Origin of the sequence: Variovorax sp. J22R115 (genome assembly GCF_030317005.1) — a bacterium.
In the GTDB taxonomy this organism is placed as follows: Bacteria; Pseudomonadota; Gammaproteobacteria; order Burkholderiales; family Burkholderiaceae_C; genus Variovorax.
The window spans coordinates 106,509-121,617 of the sequence record NZ_JASZYM010000013.1; the positions used below are offsets into that span (position 1 = coordinate 106,509).

Here is a 15,109-nt window from a genome sequence, read left to right on the forward strand (position 1 = left end):
TCAATCCTCCAGCCGGCGATCCTTGAAGACCCACAGCCGCTGGTTCGCAAAGACGGCGTCGGGGTAAGGTGCCCTGCCGCGGCTGCCGTTGTAGCGGCCGAGCGTCATGAACAAGTCACCCCCCTCGCGATCGAGGTAGTGCCGCAGGATCACGCAGCCGAATCGCAGATTGGTCTGCATATGGAACAGCTTGGACGGATCGCTGTCGCCGATGACGCGCGTCCAGAAAGGCATCACCTGCATGTAGCCGCGCGCGCCGGCGCTCGATACGGCGAACTTCCGGAAGTTGCTCTCCACCTGCACCAGGCCGAGCACCAGGCTGACATCGAGCCCGGAACGACGCGCCTCGTACCAGACGGTCTGCAGGAATTCCTTGCGTGTCGGCCAGTCCGGCAGCTTCTTCTTGAGCCGCTCACTCATCTCGCCGAGCCAGCGCAGGTAAACGAGACGCGCCTCGGTGCTGCCGAACTCTGGCACGGGCGGCGCCTTGTTGTGGATGGCCGAACTGAGTGCGGTGCGGACCGAGTCGATCAGCGGTTCCTCGATCTGCGCGCCGGCCATGGCGCTGCGGGGCAGTACCAGGGATATCGCCCCGGCAACGGCGCTGCCCAGACATAGTCGTCGGGAGAGGCTGGACGCTTGCGCCCGCGCCGTAAGGCTCATGCCGCTGCCAGCTTGCCAGTGATGAATTCTGCGATGCCGGCCACAGGCACCTTCGTCGCAGCAGTATCGCGACGGTGCTGGTATTCGAACTGGCCTTCCTTGAGGCCACGGTCGGAGATCACGACGCGGTGCGGTACGCCGATCAGTTCCCAGTCGGCGAACATCGCGCCCGGACGCTCGCCGCGGTCGTCGAGCAACACGTCGACGCCGGCCGTGAGCAATTGCTCGTAGAGCGCTTCAGCAGCGACCTTGACCTCGGGGCTGCGGTCCATTCCGATGGGGCAGACCACCACGGTGAAAGGCGCAATCGCGTCGGGCCAGATGATCCCTCGCTCGTCGTTGTTCTGCTCGATGGCCGCAGCCGGCAGACGCGTGATGCCGATGCCGTAGCAACCCATTTCGAGGAACTGCGGCTTGCCCGCTTCATCGAGGAAGGTCGCATTCATCGGCTTGCTGTATTTGGTTCCGAGCACGAACACGTGGCCGACCTCGATGCCGCGTTCGATCGCCAGCAGGCCCTTGCCGTCGGGCGAAGCATCGCCGGCCACCACGTTGCGGATGTCGGCCACCGCGTCGGGTTCGGGCAGGTCACGGCCCCAGTTGACGCCGGTGGTGTGGAAGTCCACCTCGTTGGCGCCGCAGATCCAGTCGGCCATGACGGCGACGTCGCGGTCGGCGACGATCTTCACGGGCTGCTTCAGATTGAGCGGGCCCAGGTAGCCGGGCTCGCTGCCGAAGTGATCCTTGATCTCGGTGACGGTCGCGAAGCGGAAACCGTTGTCCAGCCCCGGCACCTTGCTCACCTTGATCTCGTTCATGTCGTGGTCGCCGCGAACGAGCAACAGCCAGACCTTGGCGCCCTTGATGTTGCCAGCCGCATCCACGATGTCGGTGGCCAGAACCAGGGACTTGACGGTGGTCGACAAGGGCACGCCCAACAGGATTGCGACGTCTTCGCAGGTGCTCTTGCCCGGCGTCGGTGTCTTCGTGATCGACTGGGTGGCGACACCCCGTGGACCGGCCGGAGCGAGCGCTTCGGCCTTTTCCATGTTGGCAGCGTAATCGCTGTCGGGGCAATAGACGATTGCGTCTTCGCCTGTCGCGGCAATGACCTGGAACTCCTGGCTGACGTCGCCGCCGATGGCGCCGCTGTCCGCGGCCACCGCGCGGTAGCGAAGGCCGAAGCGGTCGAAGATCCGGCGGTAGGCATCCGCCATCACCTGGTAGCTGGCCTTCGCGGCATCGAGGTCGCGGTCGAAGCTGTAAGCGTCCTTCATGATGAACTCGCGCCCGCGCATCAGGCCGAAGCGCGGACGACGCTCGTCGCGGAACTTGGTCTGGATCTGATAGAAATTCTTCGGCAGCTGCTTGTAGCTGCGTATCTCCTGGCGCGCGATGTCGGTCACGACCTCTTCGCTGGTCGGCTGGATGACGAAGGAGCGCTCATGCCGGTCCTTGATGCGCAGCAACTCGGCGCCATAGCCCTGGAAGCGGCCGCTTTCTTCCCAGAATTCGGCTGGCTGCACCACGGGCATAGTGAGTTCGACCGCACCGGCCCGGTTCATCTCTTCACGGACGATGGCCTCGACCTTGCGAATGACCCGCAGGCCCATCGGCATGTACGTGTAGATGCCGGTGCCGAGCTTCTTGATCATGCCGGCGCGCATCATGAGCCGATGGCTCGCGACTTCGGCATCGGCCGGCGCTTCCTTGAGGGTGGAGATAAAGAATCGGGAAGCTTTCATCGGTCGCGGCGCAGAGGGCTACAGGTGGAGATGCTGGGAGTCAGGCCTCGAGAGGACCTGGAACAGGTCGCTTGCCGTGTGCAACCCGGCATGCATAATCGACTCAGTTCAAAAATTGGGGTTTGATTATGCTCGACCGGGACGGCTTCAGGCCCAACGTCGGCATCATCCTGCTCAACCAGAGAAACCAGGTTTTCTGGGGTAAACGCATTCGCACCCATTCCTGGCAGTTTCCGCAAGGCGGCATCGATCGCGGCGAAAGTCCCGAGCAGGCCATGTTCCGGGAACTGCACGAGGAAGTAGGTCTCCACCCGGAGCATGTGCGCATCGTGGCCCGTACCCGTGACTGGTTGCGCTACGAGGTGCCGGATCGGTTCATTCGCCGTGACGCGCGCGGCCACTACAAGGGCCAGAAGCAGATCTGGTATTTGCTGCAACTCATCGGTCACGATTGGGATCTGAACCTGCGTGCCACCGACCATCCGGAGTTCGACGCCTGGCGTTGGCACGACTACTGGGTGCCACTCGATGTCGTGGTCGAATTCAAGCGCGGCGTCTATGAGATGGCGCTGACCGAACTCGCTCGCTACCTGCCTCGGCAGGATTTCCGCAACCGCTTCCTGCGCAGCAATGTGCGCGCTCGCGAATTCGAGCGTCATCCGCCCGCTGCAGGCCATGAATCCCTCTTCGAACTGCCCCCAGGGGCCAGTTTCGACCCGAATCCCAATGCCTCTCTTCCAGCGTCCGACCCCAGCGACCCTCTTCACGTGCAGCGCTAAGCATGTTCTCGCCATCACTTTCGCATGCTTGGTCGCCGCATGCGGATCGGGTCCAAAGGACACCGACAACCCGGACTGGGCGCAATCCGGCATGCCGCCGCCCCCCAAAGTCACGTCGCAGCCCGACGAATGGAAAGAAAGCGACGTGCCACCGCCGCCCGCCTTCGACGAAAGGAGGCTGCTCCCCATCGAGATGCCGCCGCATCTGAGCCTGCAATACGGCATCGACCCGGCCACCATCACGGTGACCCGCGACGGCGTGGTTCGGTATGTGGTCGTGGCCAGCAACAAGGCCGGGGGCGCCACCAATGCCTTCTACGAAGGTGTGCGCTGCTCCAGCGAAGAAGTGAAGCAGTACGCCCGCTTCAACCAGGGTGCCTGGCACAACGCGTCGAACCCGGAATGGAAGCGCATCAACGTCCGCAATTCGCGCTATGCCAAGGAGCTGGCCGAGCAGGCCTTGTGCCGTGGCCATGCCCCTCGTGCGTCCGTCGGAGAGATGGTCCGGCAGATCAAGGATCCGGTCCGCGAGGTCCAGTAAGAGCGTCAGCGCCCGTCCGGCATCAGCACCATGTTGTCGCGGTGGACCATTTCCGGTTCCGCGACATAGCCCAGCAGACGCTCGAACTCTGACGAAGGCTTGCGGCAAAGCATCCGCGCTTCGGCGCTCGAGTAATTGGCCAGCCCGCGGCCGAGTTCGGCGCCCTGCTGGTCGCGGATGGCGATCACGTCGCCCCGCGAGAATTCGCCCTCGACCCCCGTCATGCCGATCGGCAGCAGGCTCTTGCCCTCGCCGCGCACCTTGGCAGCGGCACCGGCATCCACCAGAACGGCCCCCCGCAACTGCAGGTGATCGGCCATCCAGCGCTTGCGGGCCTGGTGCTTGGCGGTCTGTGCCACCAACAGCGTACCGATGGGCTCGCCACGCGTCAGACGCAAGAGCGCATCCGGCTCGCGGCCCCAGGCGATGACGGTCGACGCGCCGGAACCTGCAGCGCGCTTGGCAGCGAGGATCTTCGTGATCATGCCGCCGCGGCCGATGCTGCTGCCGGCGCCGCCAGCCATCGCCTCCAGCGCGGGATCGCCGGCGGCAGCCTCGTGCACAAAACGGGCATCGGGATCCTTGCGCGGGTCGGCGCTGAAGAGTCCCTTCTGGTCCGTCAGGATCACGAGCGCATCGGCTTCCACCAGGTTGGCGACCAGCGCGCCCAGGGTGTCGTTATCACCGAACTTGATCTCGTCGTTGACGACCGTGTCGTTCTCGTTGATGACCGGCACGACGCCCAGCGCGAGCAAGGTGACGAGAGTCGAGCGCGCATTCAGATAGCGCTCGCGATCCGCAAGATCGGCGTGCGTCAGCAGCACCTGGGCACTGCCGATGCCGTTCTCGCGCAGCTTGGTCTCGTAGATCTGCGCCAGTCCCATCTGGCCGACAGCGGCGGCGGCCTGCAACTCGTGGATCTCGTGAGGACGCACACGCCAGCCCAATCGCTTCATACCTTCCGCAATGGCGCCACTCGACACCATCACCACTTCCCGCCCCTCGCGTACCAGCGTGGCAAGTTGCCGGCACCATTCGCCGATGGCGTTCTCGTCCAGGCCGCGGCCCTCATTGGTGACGAGGCTGGAGCCGACCTTGACGACGATTCGCCGTGCATCGCGAAGGGCGGTGGAGCCAGTGCTAGAGGTCATTGGAAGCTGTTGCGGTCGTGGAATGCTTGCCGGAATCACAGTCTCTGGATCGCCATCGAACGGAACCCGGTACTCAGGAAAAACGGGGATCGATCTCCGTCGGCGGCTGCTCGGCCACCTGCAGCGCCTTGACGTGCTGGTAGATCGCCTGCACGAGCGGTTCGCAGCCCTCGCGCGTCAGCGCCGAGATCTCGAATACGGGGCCCTTGAACCGCAGCCGCTTGACGAAGTCCTTGACGCGCGCGGCACGCTCGTCGGTCGGCACCATGTCGAGCTTGTTCAGGACCAGCCAGCGCGGCTTTTCATACAACGTCGCGTCGTACTTCTTGAGTTCGCCAACGATGGCCTTGGCCTGCGCGACCGGATCGACGCTTTCGTCGAACGGTGCCATGTCGATCACGTGCAGCAGCAGGCGGGTACGTTGCAGGTGGCGCAGGAACAGGTGGCCGAGGCCAGCGCCTTCGGAGGCGCCTTCAATCAGACCTGGAAGATCGGCCACGACGAAGCTCTGCTCCGGACCGACGCGCACTACCCCGAGATTCGGGTGCAGCGTGGTGAAGGGGTAATCGGCGATGCGCGGACGCGCATTGGAAATGGCGCTGATGAGCGTCGACTTGCCGGCATTCGGCATGCCTAGCAACCCTACGTCGGCCAGCACCTTCAGTTCGAGCTTGAGGTTCTTCTTCTCGCCAGGCCAACCAGGGGTCTTCTGGCGCGGTGCGCGATTGATGGCGCTCTTGAAGCGCATGTTGCCGAAGCCGCCATCACCGCCCTTGGCAATCGTGATCACCTCGCCCGGCGTCAACAGTTCGTACAGCACCTCGCCCGTTTCGGCGTCGGAGATGATCGTGCCGACAGGCATCTTCAAGGTGACGTCGTCGCCGGCGGCGCCGAACATGTCTGACCCCATGCCATGTTGCCCGCGCTTGGCGTCGTGCCGGCGCGAGAAGCGAAAATCGACCAGCGTGTTCAGGTTCGGGTCTGCCACGGCAAAGACGTGGCCGCCGCGGCCGCCATCGCCGCCGTTCGGCCCCCCGAACTCCTTGTACTTCTCATGGCGGAACGACACACAGCCGTTGCCACCGTCGCCAGCGGCAACGTCAATGAAGGCTTCGTCCACGAACTTCATGAGATGTCCAGTTTACAAATGAAGAAGCCCCGGCAAAGCGGGGCTTCGAAAAGATCGAAGTGACTGGCTCAGGCCGGGGTCACGTTGACCGTGTGCTTGTTCAGTGCACCCTTGGTACCGAACGACACGTGGCCGTCGACCAGGGCAAACAGCGTATGGTCCTTGCCCACGCCGACGTTGACGCCGGGGTGAAACTGGGTGCCGCGCTGGCGCACGATGATCGAGCCCGCGCTGATCAGTTCACCACCAAACGCCTTCACGCCGAGCATCTTGGGCTTCGAATCGCGCCCGTTTCGCGTAGAGCCGCCGCCTTTTTTCTGTGCCATGGAATCAGCTCCTTAGCCGGCGATCGCGCCGATTTGCAGTTCGGTGAACTGCTGGCGATGGCCTTGACGTTTCTGATAGTGCTTGCGACGGCGCATCTTGAAGATGCGAACCTTGTCGTGCTTGCCGTGCGACAGTACCGTGACTGTCACCGTTGCGCCGGACACCAGGGGCGTACCTACCTTGATTGCGCTGCCGTCGCCGACTGCGAGCACTTGGTCGATCACGATCTCCTGGCCTACGTCCGCAGCAATCTGTTCTACTTTAATTTTCTCGCCGGAAGCAACGCGATACTGCTTGCCGCCGGTTTTTATGACCGCGTACATGTTGACCTCTTGAATAAGATGGGTTCTACGGCGAATTCCGCAGAGCCCTAGATTCTAGCACGAGGGGCGTTTCTCGAGCCAAGGGGCGGAAGCGCAGCCGAATCGGCCGGGTTCGCCTCCCTATAATCTGGGACTTCCAGCCCTGCGATCGTCGCATCTCACGCAGCGCGCAAGCGCCCTTGCTTTGCCAGTTCCCGCCGCCGACACCTCCCCCGCCGCTGCCGTACTCGACCTGATCGCCGACGATATGGCGGGGGTCGACCGCGTCATCAGCCGCCGCCTCGACACCGGCGTGCCGCTGGTACGCCAAGTCTCCAAGTACATCATCTCCGCCGGCGGCAAGCGGTTGCGGCCCGCATTGCTTCTTCTCATGGCAGGCGCCCTGGGCTATCGCGAGGAGCAGCGCTTCAACCTGGCGGCGGTCGTCGAATTCATCCATACGGCGACCCTGCTGCACGATGACGTCGTCGACGAATCCACGCTTCGCCGCGGCCGCCCGACTGCCAACGAGTCGTTTGGAAACCCCGCCAGCGTCCTCGTCGGCGACTTTCTCTATTCCCGCGCCTTCCAAATGATGCTGGACGCCAACGACGTTCGGGTCATGGAGATCCTTGCGGACGCCACCAACGTCATCGCCGAGGGCGAAGTGCTGCAGCTGATGAACATGCACGATGCTTCTCTCGATGAGGAAGCCTACCTTCGGGTGATTCGCTCCAAGACTGCCAAGCTGTTCGAAGCAAGCACGCGCCTTGCGGCCGTGTTGGCCGGCGCAACGCCCGAGGTCGAGGAAGCCTGCGCGACCTATGGACAGGCGCTGGGCACCGCCTTCCAGGTCATCGACGACGTGCTCGACTACGCCGGCAACGCGAACGAGACCGGCAAGAACGTCGGCGACGACCTCCGCGAAGGCAAGACCACGCTCCCGCTGATTCTCGCCATGCAACGAGGAACGCCTGATCAGCGCGCGCTGATCAGTGCGGCCATCGAGGCAGGCGACACGACGCAACTGCCCCAAATCGTGGCCATCGTGCGCGAAACCGGAGCACTGGAAGCTACGCGCGCAGCGGCTGCAGCAGAAGCTCAGCGCGCAATGGATGCACTTCGTGGTTTTCCTGCAAATCCGCACTCCGGCGGTTTGCTACAATTAGCGGCTCAGTTGCTTGAGCGACGCGCCTAAGTCACCACGACGGACGACTCTCTTTTTGCAACCATCGGGGTGTAGCTTAGCCTGGTAGAGCGCTACGTTCGGGACGTAGAGGCCGGAGGTTCGAATCCTCTCACCCCGACCAGCCTTTTTGGGCTGTAATTGCCAAATGCTGCGCGATCAAACGGGCACGCAGCGGTTTACAGTCCTTGGGCGATCAGCGATGATCGTGAAGCAATTTTTCACGTCTCTTACATTCGTTGAATGGCCGCCGCCGAACCCCTCGTCAAAGAAACCACGTCGATCGCTCTTCCGGGACTGGCGCGTGCACTGGTTTCGGCCGGAAAGCTTGCCGCGAAGGCCGCGGAAGATATTTACCAGAAGTCCCTCAGCGGGCGCACCAGCTTCATCGCGGAGTTGACCGGTACTGGCGCGGTGTCTGCGGCCGACCTGGCCCACACACTGTCCAGTGCGTTTGGCGCGCCCCTGCTCGACCTCGACGCCATCGATCCGCAGCGCCTTCCCAAGGACCTTCTCGACGCCAAGCTGTGCCAAGCCTATCGAGTGGTCGTCCTGAGCAAACGCAACAATCGTCTCATTGTTGCAACAGCCGACCCCTCGGATCAGCAGGCCGCGGAAAAAATCAAGTTCGCGTCCCAGATGGGCGTGGACTGGGTCATCGCGGAGTACGACAAGCTCTCCCGCATGATCGAAGCGGCGGCGGTCACCGCTTCCGAAACCATCGACAGCATCATCGGCACAGAGTTCGAGTTCGATGATGTCTCTGCTGATACCAGCAGCGAGACCAGCGACCCGGCCGTTGCCGAGGTCGAGGACGCCCCCGTTGTCCGCTTCCTGCACAAGATGCTCCTCGACGCGTTCAGCATGCGTGCGTCGGACATTCACTTCGAACCCTACGAGCACAATTACCGCGTGCGCTTCCGCATCGACGGCGAGTTGCGCGAGATCGCGAGTCCGCCAACGGTCATCAAGGACAAGCTGGCGTCGCGCATCAAGGTCATATCTCGGCTGGACATCTCCGAAAAACGCGTTCCGCAAGACGGCCGGATGAAACTCAAGATCGGTCCGGAACGCGTGATCGATTTTCGGGTAAGCACCTTGCCCACGCTGTTCGGCGAGAAGATCGTGATCCGTATCCTTGATCCGAGCAGCGCACGCCTGGGCATCGATGCGCTTGGCTACGACGCGGACGAAAAGGAGCGCCTGCTTCAGGCCATCGGGCGCCCGTACGGCATGGTGCTGGTCACCGGGCCGACCGGGTCCGGCAAGACCGTTTCGCTCTACACCTGCCTGAACTTGCTGAACAAACCCGGGGTGAATATCGCCACGGCGGAAGATCCGTCTGAAATCAACCTGCCGGGGGTCAACCAGGTCAATGTCAACGATCGGGCGGGCCTGACCTTCGCGACTGCGCTGCGCGCCTTCCTGCGGCAGGACCCGGACATCATCATGGTCGGCGAAATTCGCGACCTCGAAACCGCCGACATCTCGATCAAGGCCGCGCAAACGGGCCACCTGGTCCTCTCGACGCTGCACACCAACGATGCGCCGACAACGCTCACGCGGATGCGCAACATGGGCATCGCGCCCTTCAACATCGCATCCAGCGTCATCCTGATCACCGCGCAGCGGCTTGCACGGCGCCTGTGCACCGTTTGCCGCGCTCCTGCCGATGTGCCGAAGCAGGCGTTGCTCGATGCCGGCTTCAAGCCGCATGACCTGGACAACTCCTGGAAGCCCTACCATCCGGTCGGTTGCTCCGCGTGCAATGGCGGATACAAGGGTCGTGTCGGCATTTATCAGGTGATGCCGATCAGCGAGGAGATCCAGAAGATCATCCTTCGCGACGGAAGCGCGCTCGACATCGCGCGGCAGTCCGAAGCCGAAGGCGTGCGCTCGCTGCGTCAGTCGGGCCTGAAGAAAGTCATGCAGGGACTGACCTCACTTGAAGAAGTGCTTGCAGTCACCAACGAATAGCATCGAGAAGCGGAGATTCAATGGCAACGGCAGCAGCATCCAACCGAACGTTCAAGGAATATGTCTTTGAGTGGGAGGGCAAGGACCGCAACGGTAAGACGGTGCGAGGCGAAGTACGAGCCGCTGGCGAAAACCAGGTCCAGGCGGCGCTGCGACGCCAGGGCGTGCTCACGACGAAGATCAAGAAGCGGCGCATGCGCTCCGGCAAGGCGATCAAGCCGAAGGACATCGCGATCTTCACTCGACAGCTGGCCACGATGATGAAGGCTGGCGTCCCCCTGCTGCAGGCTTTTGACATCGTGGGTCGCGGCAATGCGAACCCCAGCGTCGCGAAGCTGCTCAACGACATTCGCAGCGATGTGGAAACGGGCACGTCGCTGTCGTCCGCCTTTCGCAAGTTCCCAAAGTACTTCGACAGCCTCTACTGCAATCTGGTCGAAGCCGGCGAAGCCGCGGGTATTCTGGAAGACTTGCTCGACCGCCTGGCCACCTACATGGAAAAGACGGAGGCGATCAAGTCGAAGATCAAGTCGGCGCTGATGTATCCGACGTCGGTGATCGTCGTGGCGTTCGTGGTGGTGGCGATCATCATGATTTTCGTCATCCCGGCGTTCAAGCAGGTGTTCACCTCCTTCGGCGCGGACCTGCCCGCTCCGACACTGTTCGTCATGGCGGTCAGCGAGTTCTTCGTTTCCTATTGGTGGTTGATTTTCGGCGTCATCGGCGGGGGTCTCTATTTCTTCATCCAGGCCTGGAAGCGCAACGAGCGCGTTCAAAAGGTCATGGACCGCCTCCTCTTGCGCCTGCCGATTTTTGGTGCCCTGATCGACAAGTCGTGCGTCGCGCGCTGGACCCGGACGCTGGCGACCATGTTCGCCGCCGGCGTGCCGCTGGTCGAAGCACTCGATTCCGTGGGCGGCGCGTCCGGCAATTCCGTGTATGCGGAAGCCACTACCAAGATCCAGCAGGAGGTTTCGACCGGGACCAGCCTCACGACGGCGATGACCAATGCCAACCTGTTCCCGTCGATGGTGCTGCAGATGACCGCCATCGGGGAGGAGTCAGGCTCGATCGACCACATGCTGGGCAAGGCGGCCGACTTCTACGAATCCGAAGTCGACGACATGGTTGCCGGCCTTTCCAGCCTGATGGAACCCATCATCATCGTGTTCCTGGGCGTGATCATCGGCGGGATCGTGGTCTCGATGTACCTGCCCATCTTCAAGCTCGGCCAGGTCGTCTGATGCTGGTTTCGCAGGGGGTGGACGCCGCGCTGGCCGGCGTACTGGGGCTCTTGATCGGCAGTTTTCTCAATGTCGTGATCTATCGGCTCCCCAAGATGCTCGAAGCACAATGGGCGGCAGAATGCGCGGGCGTCGAGGGCGGTGACACCACGCCTGCCGAGCGATTCAACCTGATGGTGCCGCATTCGCGCTGCCAGCAATGCGGGCATGCCATTCGCTGGTATGAGAACGTCCCCGTACTGAGTTATCTCATCCTCCGCGGAAAGTGCTCGGCATGCAGGACGCCGATCAGCATGCGCTATCCCGTGGTCGAACTGGTGACCGGCGCGCTCTTCGCCTGGTGCGTTTGGCACATGCCTGGGCAAATCGGCAGTCTCGCATGGTGCGGCTTTGCGGCGGCCCTGCTTGCGTTGGCGCTCATCGACTGGGACACCACCCTGCTGCCGGACGACATCACGCTCCCTTTGCTGTGGGCAGGCCTGCTGGCCTCCCTGGCGGGTTTCACCGGCGTGCCACTCGCAAGCGCCGTCTGGGGCGCTGTTGCGGGCTACCTCTCGCTTTGGGCCGTCTACTGGCTCTTTAAGCTGACCACGGGCAAGGAGGGCATGGGCTATGGCGATTTCAAGCTCTTTGCCGCCTTCGGCGCGTGGTTCGGATGGCAGGCGTTGGTGCCGATCATTCTGATGGCATCGATCATCGGGGTGGTCGTCGGCCTTGCGCTCAAGTTCAGCAGCGGGTTGCGCGAAGGCGGCTACGTGCCCTTCGGGCCGTTCCTGGCTGGTGCCGGCTTCACGGCCATGATATTCGGCCCGGACGCCATCCTCCGCGTGGCCGGCCTCTGAGCGCTTGAGAGCCATGCGCATCGGCTTGACCGGCGGTATCGGAAGCGGCAAGAGCACGGTCGCGACCATGCTGGTCTCGCTCGGTGCGAAGCTGGTCGACACGGACGCGATTGCACGATCCGTTGCCGAGCCGCAGGGGGCCGCAATGCCGGCGCTCGAAGCGGAATTCGGTCGATCCATCCTCGCCGAAGATGGCGGCTTGGACCGAGCGCGCATGCGAGACCTTGTGTTCGCCGATGCTCAAGCCAAAAAGCGCCTCGAGGCCGTCCTGCATCCGCTGATCGGCGCGGAATGCGAGCGGCAGGCGGCAACTGCTGCGGCCAGACAACCCATCGTGTTCGACGTGCCGCTTCTGGTCGAATCGAGACGCTGGCGTGCCATCGTCGATCGGGTGCTGGTAGTTGACGCCACCGAAGAGACCCAGTTGCGTCGCGTCGTGACTCGTTCCGGCTGGGCGTCCGAAGCAGTTCGCGCAGTCATCACGCAACAAGCGGACCGAGTCCAACGCCGGGCGGCAGCCGATGCAGTGATATTCAACGAGGACCTCTCGATGCAGGAACTCGCGTCGGAAGTACGGAATCTGTGGGAACGGTGGACGGGCATCGTCGCGCGATAATCGGCCGGCACAACGGCCTATGCGCCACACAACAAGAACGCGGAGCGCGAGACGGCTCCGCGAGCCACATCCCACAAGATGCTCTTCAATTCGTACGCGTTCATCTTCTGCTATTTCCCGATCGTCTTTTTCGGGTTCTTCCTGATCGGCAAGTGGAATGCGCGTGCAGCAGCCGGCTTTCTCGCGCTGGCGTCGCTGTTCTTCTATGGCTGGTGGAGCGTTCAGGCGCTGCCGCTGCTGGTGGGATCGATCTGCTTCAACTACTGGGCAGGCTTGCGACTGACGCGAGGCCCTGGACGAACCGATGCTGGGCGAAAGCGCATGCTGGTGGTTGCGCTGGTGATCAATCTCGGGGTGCTCGCCACCTTCAAGTATGCGAATTTCTTTGTCAGCAACGTGAATGAGGGGCTCGCGGCAGCCGGCCTCTCTCCGTTGCCCCTTCTGCATGTGGTTCTGCCGATCGGCATTTCCTTCTACACGTTCACGCAGATTGCCTTCCTGGTCGATTGCTGGCAGGACAAGGTCCACGAGCGCAGCTTCGTGCACTACGTGCTGTTCGTCACCTATTTCCCCCACCTGATCGCCGGGCCGGTGCTCCATCACGCGCAGATGATGCCGCAGTTCGCCAACCCGGCGACCTACCGGATGGACCTGAACAAGGTCTCGCTGGGCCTGGCGATCTTCGTCTTCGGCCTTGCCAAGAAGTTGCTCATCGGCGATCGGATGGGGGAGTACGCGGACCTGATGTTCACGGGCGTGCACAACGGCACCGTTCCGACGCTCTACACCGCGTGGCTGGGCGTGATGGCCTATACGCTGCAGATCTATTTCGACTTCTCCGGCTACTCGGACATGGCCGTGGGCCTGTCGCTGTGCCTGGGCGTGCAGCTGCCGCTCAACTTCAATTCGCCCTACAAATCAACGAGCATCATCGAGTTCTGGCGTCGCTGGCACATCTCACTGTCCACCTTCCTGCGCGACTACCTCTACGTGCCCCTGGGCGGAAATCGAAAAGGTCCGGCGCGGCGCTATCTGAACCTCTTCCTCACCATGCTCCTGGGTGGACTCTGGCATGGTGCCGCATGGACTTTCGTGGTCTGGGGCGCGCTGCACGGTGCCTTCCTGATGGTCAATCATCTCTGGAATGCGAAGGTGCGCCGCAATGCGAAGCCCGGGCGCCTGGCCCGACTGCTCGGCTGGTTCCTGACCTTCATCTGCGTGATGATCGCGTGGGTAGTGTTCCGTGCCGAAAGCATGGGCGCGGCGATGGACATCTACAAGGGCATGCTGGGGATGCACGGGACCGACCTTGTGGCCTTCCATGAATTCGGGCCGGTTCCCATCCGAAAGCCGGAATTCTTCCAGACCATGCTGGTGGGGCTGTTCATCTGCTTGGCATTGCCGCCGACCATCACGCTACAGCGCTGGGTGCCTCAGGCCCAAGCGCTTGCCGGACGCCCGCGCGTCGCCAGGATCTTCACCGCGCTGATGGCCCTCGCGACGGTGATCTTGCTCGGTCTTTGCGTGTCGAAGCTGGGCTCTTACAGCCCCTTCCTCTATTTCCAGTTCTGATATGACGCCCGCAAAACTCTGGCTGCAGATCTTTCTGGCCGGCTTCGCCATCATCTCGGCGCTGCTGGTCACCACGCTGGCAGCAGGCGTCCCTTATGGCGATCTGTCGCGGATCGGCCAAGTTTCGGACAATGAGTTCGGTTGGCAACTGGCCCAACCGCACGTCGAGCCCGCGTTCCTTCGTGCCTCTCCGGTCACGGAAGCGGACATCCTCGTGATCGGTGACAGTTTTTCAATGACTTACCGATGGCAATCCGTGCTCACCAGGGCAGGCTACCGTGTCACGACAATCTACTGGGGCCAACTCGGCGAAGCGCTCTGTGACGACTTCGACGCCTGGCTCGACGGCGCGGGATTTCACGGCAAACTGGTCGTGGTTGAAAGCGTCGAACGCCTGCTTGGCGATCGCCTGGCAAAGTCACAGAACTGCACAAAGATGCGAAAGCCATTCGAGTCCAAATCCGAGCCCTTCACCTCGCCACCCGAGCAGGTGCCCGGTTTCGAACTCAATTGGAAGGGCAAGCTGACATCGGGCTATACCACCTTCAGGAACACCAGCCGAGCAAAGAATTCGCCTGGCGACACCCTGTTTGGCAAACAGACGTGGGCGCGCCCCGTAGTGGGCGGCTGCTCATTCTTCAGCAGCAAGTTCTGCGACAAGGCTTTGTTCTTCAAGGATGACGACGACAACGGCGACCTGACACCGGAGAATGTCAGGCAGATGCGCGCCTTTACCAACGCCCACCCCGCCCGCACGATCATGTGGATGGTGATTCCCAACAAGACGACGATCTACATCCAGCCGGATCATTCGAAAGATTTTGTGACGGCGTTCCGCGACGCGGGCCTCGGTCCCGACCTGTTCACCTTCGCCCAGGAGCAAAAGACAAAGGTCCGCGACTTCTATTTCCCCAATGACACCCACTTGTCGATGCACGGCCAACTGATCCTCGGGCAGCGCGTGCTGGAGTCAGTGCGCAAGATCCTGCCCGAGCCGGCCGCCAAGACGTCTTGAAGCTATCATTCCGACAGGAA

At 62.5% G+C, this 15,109-nt stretch carries 15 protein-coding genes and 1 tRNA gene; 10 read left to right on the plus strand and 6 right to left on the minus strand.

Annotated features, from left to right (window positions below):
* The gene (locus tag QTI04_RS22805) at positions 1–663 is read right to left on the minus strand and encodes a lytic transglycosylase domain-containing protein (protein WP_286617671.1); all 663 of its coding nucleotides are present in this window, start codon (positions 661–663) and stop codon (positions 1–3) included.
* The gene (locus QTI04_RS22810) at positions 660–2,408 is read right to left on the minus strand and encodes a proline--tRNA ligase (RefSeq protein ID WP_286617672.1); all 1,749 of its coding nucleotides are present in this window, start codon (positions 2,406–2,408) and stop codon (positions 660–662) included. Before QTI04_RS22810 ends, QTI04_RS22805 begins: the two co-directional genes overlap by 4 nt.
* Positions 2,409–2,536: 128 nt before the next feature.
* Between QTI04_RS22810 and QTI04_RS22815 the strand changes: the two genes are divergently transcribed.
* Together QTI04_RS22815 and QTI04_RS22820 are read left to right on the plus strand one after the other, a co-directional pair.
* A complete protein-coding gene (locus QTI04_RS22815; RefSeq protein ID WP_286602116.1) occupies positions 2,537–3,187 on the plus strand; it encodes an RNA pyrophosphohydrolase in 651 nt (216 codons plus the stop codon).
* A 91-nt stretch (positions 3,188–3,278) separates the two neighbouring features.
* A complete protein-coding gene (locus QTI04_RS22820; RefSeq protein ID WP_286617673.1) occupies positions 3,279–3,728 on the plus strand; it encodes a CNP1-like family protein in 450 nt (149 codons plus the stop codon).
* A gap of 5 nt (positions 3,729–3,733) precedes the next feature.
* Here the strand turns inward: QTI04_RS22820 and proB are convergent, their stop codons facing one another.
* The 4 genes from proB to rplU form a co-directional block, all read right to left on the minus strand.
* Entirely contained in the window at positions 3,734–4,879 is a 1,146-nt protein-coding gene (gene proB, locus QTI04_RS22825; protein ID WP_286617674.1) for a glutamate 5-kinase, read from the minus strand.
* A gap of 73 nt (positions 4,880–4,952) precedes the next feature.
* Positions 4,953–6,008, minus strand: coding sequence for an Obg family GTPase CgtA (gene cgtA / locus QTI04_RS22830; RefSeq protein ID WP_286617675.1), 1,056 nt, complete (start codon positions 6,006–6,008; stop codon positions 4,953–4,955).
* A 68-nt stretch (positions 6,009–6,076) separates the two neighbouring features.
* On the minus strand, positions 6,077–6,334 hold the full coding sequence (gene rpmA / locus QTI04_RS22835; protein WP_093105745.1) for a 50S ribosomal protein L27: 258 nt from the start codon (positions 6,332–6,334) through the stop codon (positions 6,077–6,079).
* A 12-nt stretch (positions 6,335–6,346) separates the two neighbouring features.
* Entirely contained in the window at positions 6,347–6,658 is a 312-nt protein-coding gene (gene rplU / locus QTI04_RS22840) for a 50S ribosomal protein L21 (protein ID WP_077001508.1), read from the minus strand.
* 184 nt (positions 6,659–6,842) lie between these two features.
* Here rplU and QTI04_RS22845 point away from each other — a divergent pair, with 184 nt between their 5' ends.
* The 8 genes from QTI04_RS22845 to QTI04_RS22880 all read left to right on the plus strand — a co-directional run bounded on the left by QTI04_RS22845 (position 6,843) and on the right by QTI04_RS22880 (position 15,089).
* Entirely contained in the window at positions 6,843–7,835 is a 993-nt protein-coding gene (locus tag QTI04_RS22845) for a polyprenyl synthetase family protein (RefSeq protein ID WP_286602123.1), read from the plus strand.
* A 35-nt stretch (positions 7,836–7,870) separates the two neighbouring features.
* Positions 7,871–7,947: transfer RNA gene (locus QTI04_RS22850), tRNA-Pro, on the plus strand.
* Between the two features lie 119 nt (positions 7,948–8,066).
* Complete coding sequence (gene pilB / locus QTI04_RS22855) at positions 8,067–9,800, plus strand: type IV-A pilus assembly ATPase PilB (RefSeq protein WP_286602125.1); 1,734 nt, start codon at positions 8,067–8,069, stop codon at positions 9,798–9,800.
* Between the two features lie 20 nt (positions 9,801–9,820).
* A complete protein-coding gene (locus QTI04_RS22860) occupies positions 9,821–11,044 on the plus strand; it encodes a type II secretion system F family protein (protein ID WP_286602126.1) in 1,224 nt (407 codons plus the stop codon).
* Positions 11,044–11,886: an A24 family peptidase gene (locus tag QTI04_RS22865; protein WP_286602129.1), complete on the plus strand. Its 843-nt coding sequence runs from the start codon at positions 11,044–11,046 to the stop codon at positions 11,884–11,886. Before QTI04_RS22860 ends, QTI04_RS22865 begins: the two co-directional genes overlap by 1 nt.
* A gap of 13 nt (positions 11,887–11,899) precedes the next feature.
* Complete coding sequence (gene coaE, locus QTI04_RS22870) at positions 11,900–12,502, plus strand: dephospho-CoA kinase (protein ID WP_286602131.1); 603 nt, start codon at positions 11,900–11,902, stop codon at positions 12,500–12,502.
* A gap of 78 nt (positions 12,503–12,580) precedes the next feature.
* A complete protein-coding gene (locus tag QTI04_RS22875; protein ID WP_286602132.1) occupies positions 12,581–14,074 on the plus strand; it encodes an MBOAT family protein in 1,494 nt (497 codons plus the stop codon).
* A gap of 1 nt (position 14,075) precedes the next feature.
* Entirely contained in the window at positions 14,076–15,089 is a 1,014-nt protein-coding gene (locus QTI04_RS22880) for a hypothetical protein (RefSeq protein ID WP_286602133.1), read from the plus strand.
* Positions 15,090–15,109 lie beyond the last annotated feature (20 nt).